Genomic DNA, 13467 nt, shown 5'->3' with positions numbered 1-13467 from the left:
AAATCAGGTATTTAAGCGTGGATAAGGTCGGTATAAATTATCCATTCAAAAGAACATAAAAGTTTAGTGCGTCCGTCAACCAAGTTTGGGCGAAGGGTTTGCCTTCCCGTTTTGCCTGTGCAGATATGAAATCCTGCCAAAAGGCCGGAAGAGGCCGCGATTGCGAGAGTGGGGGAACAGGTGACAGTGCAGTCAATCGAGCCGGTGCAAGGCTCGCATGGTTTACGCTCGACACGGCAAGTGTCGCCTTCGAAAGACGTCGGTTCCCTGAAATTCGTCAAGTCCGTTCTCGCAATGTCGATCGTCGTCGCCTGCGGCGTGCTTGCGGGTTGCCAATCCGACGTCGATGGCGTCGCCAAGCACGTGAAGACCAACGACATCAAGGCACCGTCGAGCGAGGTCGACGAGACCTTTGGAGAAACCGGAGCGGAGATCACGCTGATGCTGCCCAAGGGCGCGACGGGCATCTACGAGGGCACTGCGCGTGACGTGCGCGACGGCGCGGGCCTGGGAGTCGGCGAACTCGGCGGCAACCAGGTCTTCGTCAAGGTTGTCGACGTGGCTTCCGGCGCCCCTGCTGCCGCGACTGCAGTCAGCGCTGCCAGAGCGCGTGGTTCCGTGCTTCTTGTCAGCTATGCATCGCCGGCCGTCACTTCCGCTGTTGCAGCGATTCCGGCTGACCAGCGACCGCCTTTGCTCAATCTCGGCGCGCCTGTGCCGCCGACATCCGGAAATGTCTACAACTTCGTTTCCGATGAGATCGACAGCGCCATCGAAGGCGTGCGGGCAGCTTCTGCCAGCGGCCATAAGAAGGTGCAGGTTTTCGCACAGAGCGACTTTCCGGCTGTGGACGAGGAACGGCTGGCAAGCGCCATCCGCGCCGGCGGCGGTACCTATCTGGGCCTTGCCCGCTACGATCTGACCGATGCTGCCGCCGCTGATGCGGCCAAGAGAGCCAGCGCCAATCTGCAGAACGCCGACACCGTGCTTGTTCTGGGGAAAACGGTAATCACGACGACCGTTGCCGGCGCCGTGAAAGCCAGCGGCAAGGCGAACGTCACCTTCGTCGGCACCAACGCCTGGCCGCCGCAGACTTACTCGGATCCCTCGGTGGCCGGCACGGTGATCGCCATGGTCGAGCCCGAAGGCGCGACGCTGATCGCCGAGCGCTACCAACGGCACTACAAGCGCACGCTCTCCACCGATGCGGCTTATGGCTACGACGCTGTGGCCGTTGCCTCGGGCATTGTCCGGACAAAGGGGCCGGAGGGAATGAACGCGCAGAACCTGACGAGCAAGGTCGGGTTCCGCGGCGTGACCGGGCTCTTCCGGCTGACGCCCGCCGGTACGGTGGAGCGCAAGATGGGCCTCTATTCCCTCAGCGGCGGCAAGCTGAACCTGCTGGGCGCTGCGCCGGCATCGTTCTGAGTATCCAGCAGTTGCAGTCTAAGGCCGTGCCGACGCGAAGAAAGGCTCTGGGCTTTCCACTTCGATGAGCCGTCGGCGCTCGATCTGCCAGAACCGGTTGCCCACGGCGCGCACGAAGCTGCGGTCGTGGGAAACCACGAGGCAGCTCGCCTGATGGTCCATGAGCTCACCCTCCAGCGCTTCCTGCCCGTCAATGTCGAGATGGTTCGTCGGCTCGTCGAGCAGGTAGAAGTTCGGCTCCGTCAACCGCAGAACCAACATGCCGAGCCGCGCCTTCTGACCGCCCGACAGCCGCCCGACGGGACGCGACTGCATGCCGATGGTCATGCCGGCACTCGCCAGCAGCGCCCGCGCCCGCTGATCGCCGACGTCGAAACGGCGGATGATCGTCTCCATCGGCGTGTCCTTGTCCTTGAGGTCGGCAAGCGCCTGGTCGCTGTAGCCAAGTACCAGCGAGGGGGTGGCCTTGATGCCGTCCTGCGCCGTCTCCGCGTTGCCGATCGCCTTTCGCAACATGGCAATCAGCCGCGATTTGCCCGCGCCGTTCTCCCCGAGCAGCACGATCCGGTCACCCTGGCAGATGAACTGCTTGCCGGTCCGGAACAGCGGCGTGCCATCCGGCGTGCGGACCTCGGCGTCGTGGAGTGTCACCAGTACCTTGGCATGCGTGCTGCGGTTGGCGAGCTTGATCGCCCCGGCCGATCGCTCGAGATGGGCGGGCTTGGCCGCATCCTCCAGCTTCTCGGCGCGCTGCTTCAACTGCTTGGTCTTGACCACCAGCAGGTCGCTGCCGGAGTTGATGCCGATATTGTTGAGCTTCGCCGCCTGCTTGCGCAGCTGCTCGGCCGTCTTCATGTCGCGTTCGTAACGTCTCCTGTCGGCCGCATCCGCCTCGTCGAGTGCCGCCCGCGCCCGGCTGAAGGGCAGGGAAAAGACCTGTGATTGCTCCGGCCGTAGAAAGAGCGTGCGATTGGTGACGGCATCGAGGAAAGCGCGGTCGTGGCTTGAGATGATAACGGGCACATCGCGGGGCAGCGCATTGAGCCAATCCTCGAGTGCGGCTATCTTGCCGAGATCGAGGTGGTTGGTCGGCTCGTCGAGCAGCAGCGCGTCCGGCTCCATCACCCAGGTGCACGCCAGCATCGCCAGCCGCTGCCAGCCGCCGCTGAGCTGCCCGACCGGGCGGCTGCGCAAGGTTTCCGGCACGTCGAGCGAATCCAGCACGATGTCGACGCGCCAGCTTTCGTTTGCCTGCTGATCGGCGGGCAGCGCCTGCAGGACGGCATCGTGGAACGGCACGTCAAGCAGCCTGGTCGGTACGTCCTGTTCGACACAGCCGATCGTCAGCCCACGCGACCGCGTGATGTCACCATGCGTTGCTTCGAGCGCGCCTGAAATGCAGCGCAGCAGCGTAGACTTGCCGCGGCCATTCGCGGCGACGAGCCCGAGGCGGTCGCCCGCATTGATGACGAGGTCGAGCTTGGCAAAGAGCGGTGCGCTCAGGGTGACACCGAGATTACGGATATTGATAAGGGTCATAATCTTGCTCTGGTCTTGCCGAGCGATCACACGGGCGAGGGCATGCAGCCTTCATCGCATGCGTGTGCTCAAGCTCGGTGGATGATAGTTGCAGCCGAACTGAATGCCCGAACTGCTGCCACGAGGGGCAGACCAGGAAGAGAGTTTGTGAGAAACGGTCTCTGGTCAGCCCTGCAAACGCATCTGCAGGGCGTTGACTGGGCCACGCTGCCGGTTGAACCGGAAATAGAAATTTTGCACGCGACCCTCCTTTCTCTTTGAGTGCATAGGAGAAATAGCATCGCGCATGCAGAAATGCAACCGAAACGGTTGCATCAGGCCTCCTTCAGAAACGCCGTGCGCAGTACGAACCCTTGCCGTCGGCCGGATGCCACGCAGCTTTACGAGCCTAACTTGCACAGGGCAGTTTGGCTGCTATAAGCCCCTCGATCAGCAAATTCTTGCTTTCAGGAGAAGACCATGGCAGGCGGCGGCGACGAATACGTTTATGACGAAGTGACGGGTGAATGGCGTCCGGCTTCGGAACCGGCTGCCGCCGGGCAGGGGACTAGCGAGGTTCGAGATGCTTCCGGAAACGTCCTCAAGGATGGCGATTCCGTCACCCTCATCAAGGATCTGAAGGTCAAGGGGGCCAATCAGACCCTGAAGCAGGGTACTGTCATCCGGTCGATCCGGTTGACGGATAACCCTGAAGAGATCGACTGCCGCCACGACACAATCAAAGGCCTTGTCTTGCGCACGGAGTTCGTGCGCAAGCGTTGAGTGGCGTGATTGGCGGAGGACTATTGGGCATGGGGCAGGATGAGGGCGGCAGCGTCCTTTCCGGTCAGCGCTTCAAACTCCCCAGGATACCGCGCACCAGTGCCCGGCCGACCTGTGTCGCGACCGTACGAGCGACGCTCTTCATCGCGGCTTCGACGACCGTCTCGCGCTGGTAGCCGGACGAGCGGGCGCGACCCTCGGTGTTGCTCTGCTGCTCGTTGTCGTCATCGCCGAAGCCGGGCAGCGTCCAGCGGCCCGAGGCACTGCCCTCGGTCGGCTGCGTCGGCTGTGCCTGCTTGGCTGCGTCGGAGTCGGACGCCTTCTTGGCGCGTGCCGCTAGGATCTCGAAGGCGGATTCGCGGTCGAGATCTTCGTCGTAGACGCCGAGCACCGGGCTCTTGTCCATCACCTGCTGGCGCTCCGGATCGGTCAACGGACCGACGCGGCCTGACGGCGGGCGGATCAGCGTCCGCTCGACGATCGAGGGCGCGCCCTTGGCCTCCAGCGTGGACACCAACGCCTCGCCAGTGCCGAGCGTGGTGATGACGGTGGCGCAATCGAAGGTAGGGTTGGGACGGAAGGTGTCCGCGGCCGTCTTCACTGCCTTCTGCTCGCGCGGGGAATAGGCGCGCAGCGCGTGCTGGACGCGGTTGCCGAGCTGCGCGAGTACGGTCTCCGGCACGTCTAGCGGATTCTGCGTCACAAAATAGACGCCGACGCCCTTCGAGCGGATGAGGCGCACGACCTGTTCGACGCGTTCAATCAGCACCTTCGGGGCGTCGTTGAAGAGGAGATGCGCTTCATCGAAGAAGAAGACGAGGTTCGGCTTCTCGGGATCTCCCACCTCAGGCAATTCCTCAAAGAGTTCGGAGAGCAGCCATAGCAGGAAGGTTGCATAGAGCCGCGGGTTCATCATCAGCTTGTCGGCGGCGAGCACCGAGATCTGGCCATAGCCGCGGTTGTTGGTCCGCATGATGTCGGTGATCTTGAGTGCGGGTTCGCCGAAGAAATGCTCCGCGCCCTGTTGTTCCAGCACGAGCAGGCCACGCTGGATCGAGGCGACCGACGACTTCGAGATCAGGCCGAACTGGCTGGAAAGCTCCGTCGCGTTCTCCGCCATGTAGTTCAGCAGCGAGGAGAGGTCCTTGAGGTCGAGCAGGGGCAGGCCGCCCTGGTCGGCGATCTTGAAGGCGATGTTGATGACGCCTTCCTGTGGCTCGGAGGCATCCATCAGGCGCGCGAGCAGCAACGGCCCCATTTCGGCGATCGTGGTGCGGACGCGATGGCCCTTTTCACCGAAGAGGTCCCAGAAGATGACCGGGAATTGGTCGAATTCGTAGTCGTCGAAGCCGATCTGCTCGGCGCGCTTGGTGAGAAAATCCTTCGGCTCGCCCTTGGCGGCGATGCCCGAGAGGTCGCCCTTGATGTCGGCGCAGAAGACAGGTACGCCGGCCTTCGAGAAGCCCTCGGCGAGCACCTGCAGCGTCACCGTCTTGCCGGTGCCGGTGGCGCCGGTCACCAGGCCGTGGCGATTCCCGAATTTCAGGTCGAGATATTCCGGCTTGTTGATGCTGTCGTCCGGATTGCGGCTGACGCCAACGAAAATCTTGCCATCCTCGAGCATTTCGAAAATTCTCCCTGCGGCCGTCGGCGCCGATTGCGTCAAAATGCGGAGCATGGTTTTCCGCACGGTCATTGTAATATCGCCTCTCTGTTATAAGCAGGGAGTTCAGTGCGGACAACTGTCTGCATTAAAAGGAAAAGTGGGATAAAGCCTGCTTCCGCGGCGCGCGGCTTGAGTTGCTCCGCGAGTTCGATTAACGTTGACGTTAACGTCAAAAATAGGAGGCTGACAATGAATGAAATCGTAGACCAGATCGCCGCGCGTGTGGGTATCACTCCAGAGGTGGCCGAAAAGGCGGTGGGCATGATGCTCGGCTTCCTGCAGCGTGAAGCGGCAGACGGTCCGGTCGCCAAGATGATCGAGGCCATTCCGGGCGCGTCCGATCTCGTCGCCAAGTACAACGGCGAGGGCAATGGCAATGGCGGCGGGATCCTCGGTAGCATCATGGGCGCGCTTGGCGGCGGTGGCATCATGGCGCTCGGCCAGCAGCTGATGTCGGCAGGCCTCGGCATGGCCGAGATCACGACGCTTGCCAAGGAAACCATCGCGGTCGCTGAGCAGCACGCTGGCAAGGAAGTCGTCGACGAGGTTGTTGGCTCGGTGCCGGGTCTCAGCCAGTTCGTCTGAGCGACAAGTCAAGACTTTCGGCGGGCGGGCTTGCTCTCGCCCGTTTGCGTTTGTAGCTATGGCGTTACGCCGAGCAAGGTCAGCCAGGTTTGCGACCGGTCGCTGGCGGCCTTGCGCCCGGCATCGTCAAGCGCGCGAGGCCCGCAGTAACGCTCGATGTTGGTCCGGTCGGCGTCGTTGATCTGAGGATTGCGCGATGCGGCGATAACCTGACGCCAGGCGCAGCCAAGAACGGGCTCGACAACGATGCCTTTGTTGCAACCGGTGCTCAGGCAGAAAGAGACTTTCCGCTGACTTTCGATGCGGCCGGCGATCGCATCGGCGTAAAGGCCGGTCCAGGCCGCACGAATTTCTTCGCAGCGCTCGGCGGCGTCGCTTTGGTGGCAACTGATTTTCGGCACATAGCTGTCCGCAGGCGGCCAGTCGGCAACCTCGGCGAGGCTGACGCATCCACAGGCAAGAAGAGCTGCGGCAATCAACTGCAACATCGGGCTCCTTTGCTTGGCGCAAACGGCAAGAGAATCACGCGAGACAAGCTCAAGGATTTCTTTACTCGCTGAAGGAGCATTTCTGAAGCGTCATTGCATCAGGTTCGGCAAGGCAAGCTGTCAATGCTTGCTCTTCGTTTCCCTTGCCAGCTGAAGGATGACGTCGTCAGCCGCGTCGGCCAGTGCCATCGCGATTTCAGCCGCCTTCCATCCCCGCTTCTCACCGTTGCGGATGAGTTCGAAGAGGATGGGCTCGAACTCCGACCGGCAAGTCTCCATACGTTGATCGGAAATCGAACGATTCTTAGACAAATGAGTATCTGCCATGTCAATACCCCAAAACCCTCAAGATAGATTTAGCAAGGCGGTGGAAGAGCGCAAGTAAATATATTAATCGAGCTTTAACAATTTCGACTAATATATACTTTATTCGCTAAATGATAGAAAAACGCAAGAAGGGCTCGTCGGGGTTGGACGAGCCCCGCCTTCTTTGTCGCATTGGAATAGCAACGCGGTCAGCAGGAAAAGCTTCACCGTACAAGCTGGGAGGGTCAACGCATCCATATTTTGTATAGCGTACCGTAAATGTGCTGCGATGGATCACGCCAACACATTCATGATACAATATTTCCGCTCGTCATGCGGGAAGCATCGCGAAATTCCTTTCCGCTTTACTTTAGTTAAAAGTGCATTTCTGAAATTACTTTCGGTCATGGTTGTGGATGATCACACCCAGTTCGTGCCATTCTCGGCCATCGCGCCGGATGAGATTTTCGGCGCAAGACGGACCCATGCTCCCCGGTGCATAGGCCTCCGGGGTTTCACTGCTTTTCGCCCATATATCGAGGAACGGCTGCACCGCCGCCCACCCGGCTTCGATGCCGTCGGCGCGCTGAAACAACGTCTGGTCGCCGATAAAGAGATCATAGAGAAGTGACTCGTATCCAGTCATCTTGCCGATGTCGAATTTGTCGGCATAGCGGAAGTCGAGCGAGACGGGGACGGTGTCGACGGAAAGGCCAGGCGACTTGATTGAGATCTCCATGCTCAGCCCTTCATCCGGCTGCACCTGGATGACCATCTTGTTTGGCGGCAGGTTGCGCTGGACATCTGTCTCGCGAAACTGCGCGAAGGGCACTTGCCGGAAGGTTATGACGATCTCGGTATCGCGCGCCGTCATCGCCTTGCCGGTTCTGAGATAGAATGGCACGCCCGCCCAGCGCCAAGAGTCCACATAGAGCTTCAGCGCCACGAAGGTTTCGGTGTTGCTGTCGGGCGAGACGTCCTTCGTCTCCCGGAACGCCGTGATATCGTTGCCATCGAGCTTGCCGGCCGTATAGGCGCCGCGTACGGCATGGGCAACTGCTTCCTCTGGCGTGTAGATGCGCAGCGCGCTCAGCGCCTTGCTTTTTTCTGTACGGATCGCTTCCGCACCAAAGCCGTTCGGAGCCTCCATCGCGATCATTGCCAGTAACTGGAACAGGTGATTGGGGACCATGTCGCGCAGCGCGCCGGTGGCGTCATAGAATTTGCCGCGGGTGCCGACGTCGACCGTTTCTGCGGCGCTGATCTGCACGTGGTCGATATAATTGTTGTTCCAGAGGGCTTCGATCATCATGTTGGCGAAGCGGGCGGTGAGAATGTTCTGCACCGTTTCCTTCCCCAGGAAATGGTCAAGACGATAGACTTGGCTCTCTGAGACGTTGCCGAGGATGCGGGCGTTCAACGCGCGGGCCGAGGCGAGGTCGGTGCCGAACGGCTTCTCGATTGCAATGCGCCGGAAGCATCCATCGGCCTCCCTGGTCAGCCCATGCGCGGCAAGCTTTTCGACCAGCGGTCCGAAGAACTGCGGCGGCACGGCGAAATAGAAGGCGGCGTTGCAGCTCGTCAGGTGCTTCTTGATTTCGAGGAATATTTCGTCCCGCGTGAAATCGCCTGAAACGTAGGAAATGCGCTGGCGCAGCCGCCGCCATGCCTCGTCCGTCTCCGGTCGGATCGGATCGCTCAGCCCCGCGAGGAAGCTATCCAGCCGCGCTACCAGCGAAGCGTCGTCGCCAGGGTCTATCCCGACGCCGAGAATCTTCAGGTCGTCACCGACCAGCCCGCTTCGCGTCAGATTGATGATCGCCGGTATCAGCAGGCGCCGCGTCAGGTCGCCGGTGGCGCCGAAGATGACAAGTGTGGCTGGCGGAATAGGTGCGGCGTCCATGAAGGTCTCCTCGCTGTTCCCGTCGACTATAGTGCATGCTGGTGCGGCGACAAGCAGCAGCATGCCGCTCGCCCATTGCAGGGTAATGTCAGCCGAGCTAGCCGCCGTCCTGTTGGTTAGCCCTGGCGCCTTGGCACAACCGCCCCTTAGCCCTTGACGGCCACCATGAAGATCCGCGGGAACCGCAGCAAGACGCGACCGTCCGACATCTTCGGGTAGGCCTTTTCAACGCGGCCGAGATAGTCTGCCAGGAATGCTTCACGGTGCTCTTCGCCGGCGTGATCAAGATAGGGCCTGAAGCCCGTTCCCTTGACCCATTCGACGATCGCCGCGGCATCCGCCATGGGATGGTTGTAGGCGGTATGCCAGATGTCGACGCGGGCAGCTTTGCCGATGAGCCGGCTGTAGTAGGTCGACGGTGGTGGCAGCGACTGACGGCGAACGCTTTTGGCTTCGAAGGCGGCTTTCCAAGGCCCGGCGTGTGCCGTCTCCTCCATCAACAGATGCGTGGGCTCGGTGAGATTGTCAGGCATCTGCACCGCCAGCACACCGCCTGGCGCAAGTCCGTCCATCAAGCGATCGAAAATGTCGAGATGGTTCGGCAGCCATTGGAAGACGGCGTTTGCAAAGAGCAGGTCTGCCGGTTCGCTCGGTTGCCAGATGGCAAGGTCGGCCTCGACGAAGGGCGTGCCGGGCATACGCTTGCGGGCGGCTTCCAGCATATTCAGGTCGCTGTCCAGGCCGGAAACGCCGGTTGCCCCGAAGCGCTCGACAATCAGCTCCGTCGAATTGCCCGGCCCGCAGCCGAGATCCACGGCGTGACGGACGCGCTCGAGCGGCACCTGCGCCAACAGATCGCGTGCAGGGCGCGTGCGTTCATCCTCAAATTTGACATACTGGCTGGCAGACCATGCCATGGGTCTTCTTCCCTGTTATGCAGCTGTCCCGGAACGCTGAACGCGCACCTTGTCGATGTTGCTGCCATCCGGCCTCGCGAGTGGGTTCGTCCGTCGCAGCCGACGCTTGATACCAGCGGATGAGGCCGGCGAGCGCCAAATTCAGGGAACGGAGAGCAAGAGGCCCGCAAGAATTCGCTCTTATCGCCGCTATATGACAGTATTTCCTGAAAGGGAGAAGAGGGCCGCCCGGGCGGAGCTTAAAAATGTCAGGCCGCCAGGATGGTGATGCCGTGGGCGTTGGCTGCGGCCTTCATGCGCTCCATCGTTTCCGCGGAAGGCGTCGCCTTCGGCGGTTCCTGCGAGCCGGCAGCTTCCAGGAATTCCGCCATCTCGCTGTCGACGATCGCCGAGAAGACGGCGGCTTCAGGACCGGGATTGGAATAGGCGTGCGGCTGGTTCGCCTCGATGCGGACAATGTTGCCTGCCGTGGCTTCGAATTCTTCCAGGCCGTTCTCCATCGCGCGGCGAATGGTCAGCCGGCCTTCAATGATCCGGAAGACTTCGGGGCTCGCATGGCGGTGCAGCGGCGTCCGGCTGCCCGGTGGCACGGTAATATCGAAGATGTTGAGCCAGGCTCCCTGCAGACGAGCCCGTCGCTCGATCCGATCGCCCAGCACGAAGAACACCTTCGCGCTCGCCTGGGCAGGCGCTTTCACAAATGAGTTGGACATCATGTCTCGCTTTTCTTTTTCTTGGCGGCGAGCCCGTTAGACTTTTCCGAAGCCCTTGGCAACCCGCAGCCGCCGATCGTCGCTGTCGCGATTTGTCCCGGCGCATATGGGTTCTTGCATTTGCCGCTTCAAGCGGCGGCACTCTCTTGGCCGACTTTCTGCGCCGCGAGAATGCGTTTGGCGACTTCCTCCCAGGCTTTCGCGTTGTCCTTGGCGATGGATCCGGCGATGGCTTCAGCGCTGCAATATTGCCCGGCGAGGCATCATCGAGAGCGTCGTTTTCCTTCTATGTCATAGGCGGGTACGAGGACAGTGGACAGACCCTTGTCCAGCGTCGCTGTTCCCAGCCGCTGCTTCAGCTTTGCCTCAAGCACATCAGCATCGTAGCTCGGATCGTTAAGGCCGAACGGATTGAAGACGTCGGAAAGAGAGGACTCCCGGAAAGTATCGGCGCCTTCGTTTGCGTAAAGACCGAGCAGATCGGCCGGTGTGCAGGCTGCCTCGCCGGCTTTTGATGGCTGAGGGCAGGTCAGGCCGGCCGCAATGATGCCGCCGGTCGAGGTCCCCGTGATCAAGTTGAAGGCCTTGTGCAGCGGCAGCCCGTCACGTTGCTTTGCCAGTTCCACCAAGATGACGGCTGGAATGATGCCGCGGATACCGCCGCCGTCGTCGAAAGAATAAAACGCGTTGCCATTTGCCCCTCCACACCGGTTTATCCGGTCATGGAGAGTATGAATTACAGCCATAATAATACTATAAACTGAAGCGCTCTTTTTGATTGAAGCCGGTTGCCGGGCTGGCGGTCAGAACTGCGTTATGACCCTGATCCCGACGCCTTCGGCTCGATCCAGCGTCATCAAGCCTGGAATTGCCTCCTCAAGTGTGATGCGCCGGCCGATCAGCTTCTGCGGCGCGATCTTGCCGGTCGTGACCATCGACAGCATCGCATCGTAGCGCCAGGCCTGCATGCCATGACTGCCGTAAATCTCCAGCTCGTGACTGATCACTTGCGCCATCGGAATCTGCGGCGTCGCGTAGTCGTCGAGCATCAGGCCGACCTGCACGTGCCGCCCGCGCCGGCGAAGGTTCTTGATCGAGTTGAAGCAGGTGACCGGATGGCCGAGTGCGTCGATCGAGACATGAGCGCCACCCCTGGTGATCTCGCGCACCGCCTCCGCCACGTCGGCGACGCTGCTTGCGTTGATCGTCGCCACCGCGCCGCATTCGCGGGCGAAGGCAAGCTTCTCGTCGGAAAGGTCGATGCCGATCGCGTTGGCTCCGAGTGCCGTTGCAATCATGATCGCCGAAAGGCCGACACCGCCGCAGCCGTGCACGGCGATCCATTCGCCAGGGCCGGTGCGCGCGTGATCGACGACGGCGCGAAACGATGTCGCGAAGCGGCAGCCGAGGCTTGCCGCCGTCGCGTCGTCGATACTGTCAGGCAGATGCACGAGGTTGGTATCGGCATAGTCGATCGCCACGTATTCGGCGAACGACCCCCAATGCGTGAAGCCCGGCTGGAACTGGTTCGGGCACACCTGCTGGTTGCCAGAATGGCATTCGCTGCAATGACCGCAGCCGGAGACGAAGGGCACCGTCACCCGGTCGCCGACCTTGAAGCGCATGACGCCCTTTCCGGTCGCGACCACTTTGCCGGCCAGCTCATGGCCCGGCACATGCGGCAGCTTGATATCCGGATCGTGACCCATCCAGCCGTGCCAGTCGCTGCGGCAAAGCCCGGTCGCGCCGACGGCGATGACCACGCCATCCTCGCTGGGTGTCGGGTCGGGCAGGGTGCGTATTTCGGGAGCCTTCTCGAAGGCGTCGTAGAACATGGCTTTCATCGATTTTACTCCCTGTCAGTCGCAACGATTCCGGCACATGATGGCACGGCGCCGATGTCGCTTCCAATCGCGCCATCCATGATTTTCCGTGATACACCCATCGATCGCACTCACGGTCACGCGAACGAATATTACTCCGAGGCCAACGCATCCGCCATTTTCTTGCGTAGGATTCTCGGGCGCGGATTTCCGCTTGACCGGCTCTTCGCACGGGGATTTTGCTCTTCGAACTTTTCAAGGAGAATGCCCATGGCTGTCGATACATCGCCCCGTTCAAACACCTGGACCTACGCCGAGGGAGAGTGGCTTACCGGCAATCCGCCGCTGATCGGGCCGACCTCGCACGCCATGTGGCTGGCCTCGACGGTCTTCGATGGCGCCCGTTGGTTCGACGGCATCGCGCCGGACCTCGACCTGCACTGCCAGCGCGTCAACCGCTCGGCGGTCAACATGGGCCTGAAGCCGGTGAAAACGGCCGAGGAGATCGAGGCGCTCGCCTGGGAAGGGATCAAGAAGTTCGACGGCAAGACGCCGATCTACATCAAGCCGATGTATTGGGGCGAGCACGGCTCGGCCGGCAGCGTCGTCACGGTCGATGGTGATTCCACCCGTTTCGCGCTGTGCCTCTTCGAAGCCCCGCTCGGCAACCATGCGCCGAATTCGCTCACCGTTTCGCCCTATCGCCGTCCGTCGCCTGAAATGGCGATGACGGATGCCAAGGCCGGCTCGCTCTATCCGAACAGCGGCCGCGCCATCGCTGAAGCGAAAAGCCGCGGTTTCGACAACGCGCTGATGCGCGACATGAACGGCAACGTCGCCGAGACGGCGTCCTCCAACGTCTTCATGGTCAAGGACGGCATCGTCTCGACGCCGATCGCCAACCGCACCTTCCTTGCCGGCATCACCCGAGCCCGTGTTATCGGCCTCTTGCGCAAGGCGGGCTTCGAGGTGCGCGAAGTGACGCTCTCGGTCGAGGATTTCATGAATGCCGACGAGATCTTCACGACGGGCAACTATTCCAAGGTCGTCGGCATCAACCGCCTCGATGGCCGTGATTTCCAGGAAGGTCCGGTGACCCGCAAGGCGCTCGAGCTCTACATGAACTGGGCCTTCGGCCGCAGCGAAAGCGACAGCTAAGCCCAGCGCTTCTCACCTGAGTATAATGGCTGCGGCCATTCGGTCGGCCATTGGGAGGAAAGGCCGCCGCTGCCGATCGGCGGCCTTGCTGACACGATGAGATCAATTTGCGCGAAGCGCTGGTAGAGACGGATCTGTCGCCGCTCCCAGTTCCGGTGAATTACCTGCTGATGTAGTGG

At 61.3% G+C, this 13467-nt stretch carries 13 protein-coding genes; 4 read left to right on the top strand and 9 right to left on the bottom strand.

Annotated features, from left to right (window positions below; genetic code table 11):
• Positions 1-180: 180 nt before the first annotated feature.
• A complete protein-coding gene (locus FHX09_RS12510) occupies positions 181-1428 on the top strand; it encodes a hypothetical protein (RefSeq protein WP_132592172.1) in 1248 nt (415 codons plus the stop codon).
• A gap of 18 nt (positions 1429-1446) precedes the next feature.
• On the opposite strand, the gene FHX09_RS12505 is transcribed toward FHX09_RS12510, so the two are convergent.
• On the bottom strand, positions 1447-2967 hold the full coding sequence (locus FHX09_RS12505; RefSeq protein WP_132592170.1) for an ABC-F family ATP-binding cassette domain-containing protein: 1521 nt from the start codon (positions 2965-2967) through the stop codon (positions 1447-1449).
• Between the two features lie 459 nt (positions 2968-3426).
• On the opposite strand from FHX09_RS12505, the gene FHX09_RS12500 reads away from it, so the two are divergent.
• On the top strand, positions 3427-3729 hold the full coding sequence (locus FHX09_RS12500) for an alkylphosphonate utilization protein (RefSeq protein WP_132592168.1): 303 nt from the start codon (positions 3427-3429) through the stop codon (positions 3727-3729).
• Between the two features lie 64 nt (positions 3730-3793).
• Here FHX09_RS12500 and FHX09_RS12495 read toward each other — a convergent pair whose 3' ends face one another.
• Entirely contained in the window at positions 3794-5353 is a 1560-nt protein-coding gene (locus FHX09_RS12495) for a helicase HerA-like C-terminal domain-containing protein (RefSeq protein ID WP_132592188.1), read from the bottom strand.
• A gap of 231 nt (positions 5354-5584) precedes the next feature.
• Between FHX09_RS12495 and FHX09_RS12490 the strand changes: the two genes are divergently transcribed.
• The gene (locus FHX09_RS12490; RefSeq protein WP_132592166.1) at positions 5585-5980 is read left to right on the top strand and encodes a hypothetical protein; all 396 of its coding nucleotides are present in this window, start codon (positions 5585-5587) and stop codon (positions 5978-5980) included.
• Between the two features lie 56 nt (positions 5981-6036).
• Here the strand turns inward: FHX09_RS12490 and FHX09_RS12485 are convergent, their stop codons facing one another.
• The 7 genes from FHX09_RS12485 to FHX09_RS12455 all read right to left on the bottom strand — a co-directional run bounded on the left by FHX09_RS12485 (position 6037) and on the right by FHX09_RS12455 (position 12151).
• Positions 6037-6468, bottom strand: a complete 432-nt coding sequence (locus FHX09_RS12485) for a hypothetical protein (protein ID WP_007789212.1) — start codon at positions 6466-6468, stop codon at positions 6037-6039.
• Positions 6469-6588: 120 nt separating this feature from the next.
• On the bottom strand, positions 6589-6795 hold the full coding sequence (locus FHX09_RS12480) for a hypothetical protein (RefSeq protein WP_007789209.1): 207 nt from the start codon (positions 6793-6795) through the stop codon (positions 6589-6591).
• 373 nt (positions 6796-7168) lie between these two features.
• Entirely contained in the window at positions 7169-8677 is a 1509-nt protein-coding gene (gene zwf, locus FHX09_RS12475; RefSeq protein WP_132592164.1) for a glucose-6-phosphate dehydrogenase, read from the bottom strand.
• A gap of 146 nt (positions 8678-8823) precedes the next feature.
• Positions 8824-9594, bottom strand: a complete 771-nt coding sequence (gene tam, locus FHX09_RS12470; RefSeq protein WP_132592162.1) for a trans-aconitate 2-methyltransferase — start codon at positions 9592-9594, stop codon at positions 8824-8826.
• A gap of 248 nt (positions 9595-9842) precedes the next feature.
• Complete coding sequence (locus tag FHX09_RS12465) at positions 9843-10310, bottom strand: cupin domain-containing protein (protein ID WP_037081872.1); 468 nt, start codon at positions 10308-10310, stop codon at positions 9843-9845.
• Between the two features lie 260 nt (positions 10311-10570).
• Positions 10571-11053 carry a patatin-like phospholipase family protein gene (locus tag FHX09_RS12460; RefSeq protein WP_245505508.1) on the bottom strand — a complete coding sequence of 161 codons (483 nt, stop codon included), beginning with the start codon at positions 11051-11053 and terminating at the stop codon, positions 10571-10573.
• A gap of 57 nt (positions 11054-11110) precedes the next feature.
• Positions 11111-12151, bottom strand: coding sequence for a zinc-dependent alcohol dehydrogenase family protein (locus tag FHX09_RS12455; protein WP_132592160.1), 1041 nt, complete (start codon positions 12149-12151; stop codon positions 11111-11113).
• Between the two features lie 249 nt (positions 12152-12400).
• On the opposite strand from FHX09_RS12455, the gene FHX09_RS12450 reads away from it, so the two are divergent.
• On the top strand, positions 12401-13288 hold the full coding sequence (locus FHX09_RS12450; protein WP_132592158.1) for a branched-chain amino acid aminotransferase: 888 nt from the start codon (positions 12401-12403) through the stop codon (positions 13286-13288).
• Positions 13289-13467 lie beyond the last annotated feature (179 nt).

It is taken from the genome of Rhizobium sp. BK538 (genome assembly GCF_014197575.1).
Lineage (GTDB): Bacteria > Pseudomonadota > Alphaproteobacteria > Rhizobiales > Rhizobiaceae > Rhizobium.
This window is presented reverse-complemented; position numbering and strand designations above follow the sequence as displayed.

What these genes read in the sequence shown, in the direction of transcription:
- FHX09_RS12505 (WP_132592170.1), bottom strand. Translation starts at nt 2,967, where the DNA reads ATGACCCTTATCAATATCCGTAATCTCGGTGTCACCCTGAGCGCACCG.
- FHX09_RS12500 (WP_132592168.1), top strand. Translation starts at nt 3,427, where the DNA reads ATGGCAGGCGGCGGCGACGAATACGTTTATGACGAAGTGACGGGTGAA.
- FHX09_RS12495 (WP_132592188.1), bottom strand. Translation starts at nt 5,353, where the DNA reads ATGCTCGAGGATGGCAAGATTTTCGTTGGCGTCAGCCGCAATCCGGAC.
- FHX09_RS12490 (WP_132592166.1), top strand. Translation starts at nt 5,585, where the DNA reads ATGAATGAAATCGTAGACCAGATCGCCGCGCGTGTGGGTATCACTCCA.
- FHX09_RS12485 (WP_007789212.1), bottom strand. Translation starts at nt 6,468, where the DNA reads ATGTTGCAGTTGATTGCCGCAGCTCTTCTTGCCTGTGGATGCGTCAGC.
- FHX09_RS12480 (WP_007789209.1), bottom strand. Translation starts at nt 6,795, where the DNA reads ATGGCAGATACTCATTTGTCTAAGAATCGTTCGATTTCCGATCAACGT.
- zwf (WP_132592164.1), bottom strand. Translation starts at nt 8,677, where the DNA reads ATGGACGCCGCACCTATTCCGCCAGCCACACTTGTCATCTTCGGCGCC.
- tam (WP_132592162.1), bottom strand. Translation starts at nt 9,594, where the DNA reads ATGGCATGGTCTGCCAGCCAGTATGTCAAATTTGAGGATGAACGCACG.
- FHX09_RS12465 (WP_037081872.1), bottom strand. Translation starts at nt 10,310, where the DNA reads ATGATGTCCAACTCATTTGTGAAAGCGCCTGCCCAGGCGAGCGCGAAG.
- FHX09_RS12460 (WP_245505508.1), bottom strand. Translation starts at nt 11,053, where the DNA reads ATGGCTGTAATTCATACTCTCCATGACCGGATAAACCGGTGTGGAGGG.
- FHX09_RS12455 (WP_132592160.1), bottom strand. Translation starts at nt 12,151, where the DNA reads ATGAAAGCCATGTTCTACGACGCCTTCGAGAAGGCTCCCGAAATACGC.
- FHX09_RS12450 (WP_132592158.1), top strand. Translation starts at nt 12,401, where the DNA reads ATGGCTGTCGATACATCGCCCCGTTCAAACACCTGGACCTACGCCGAG.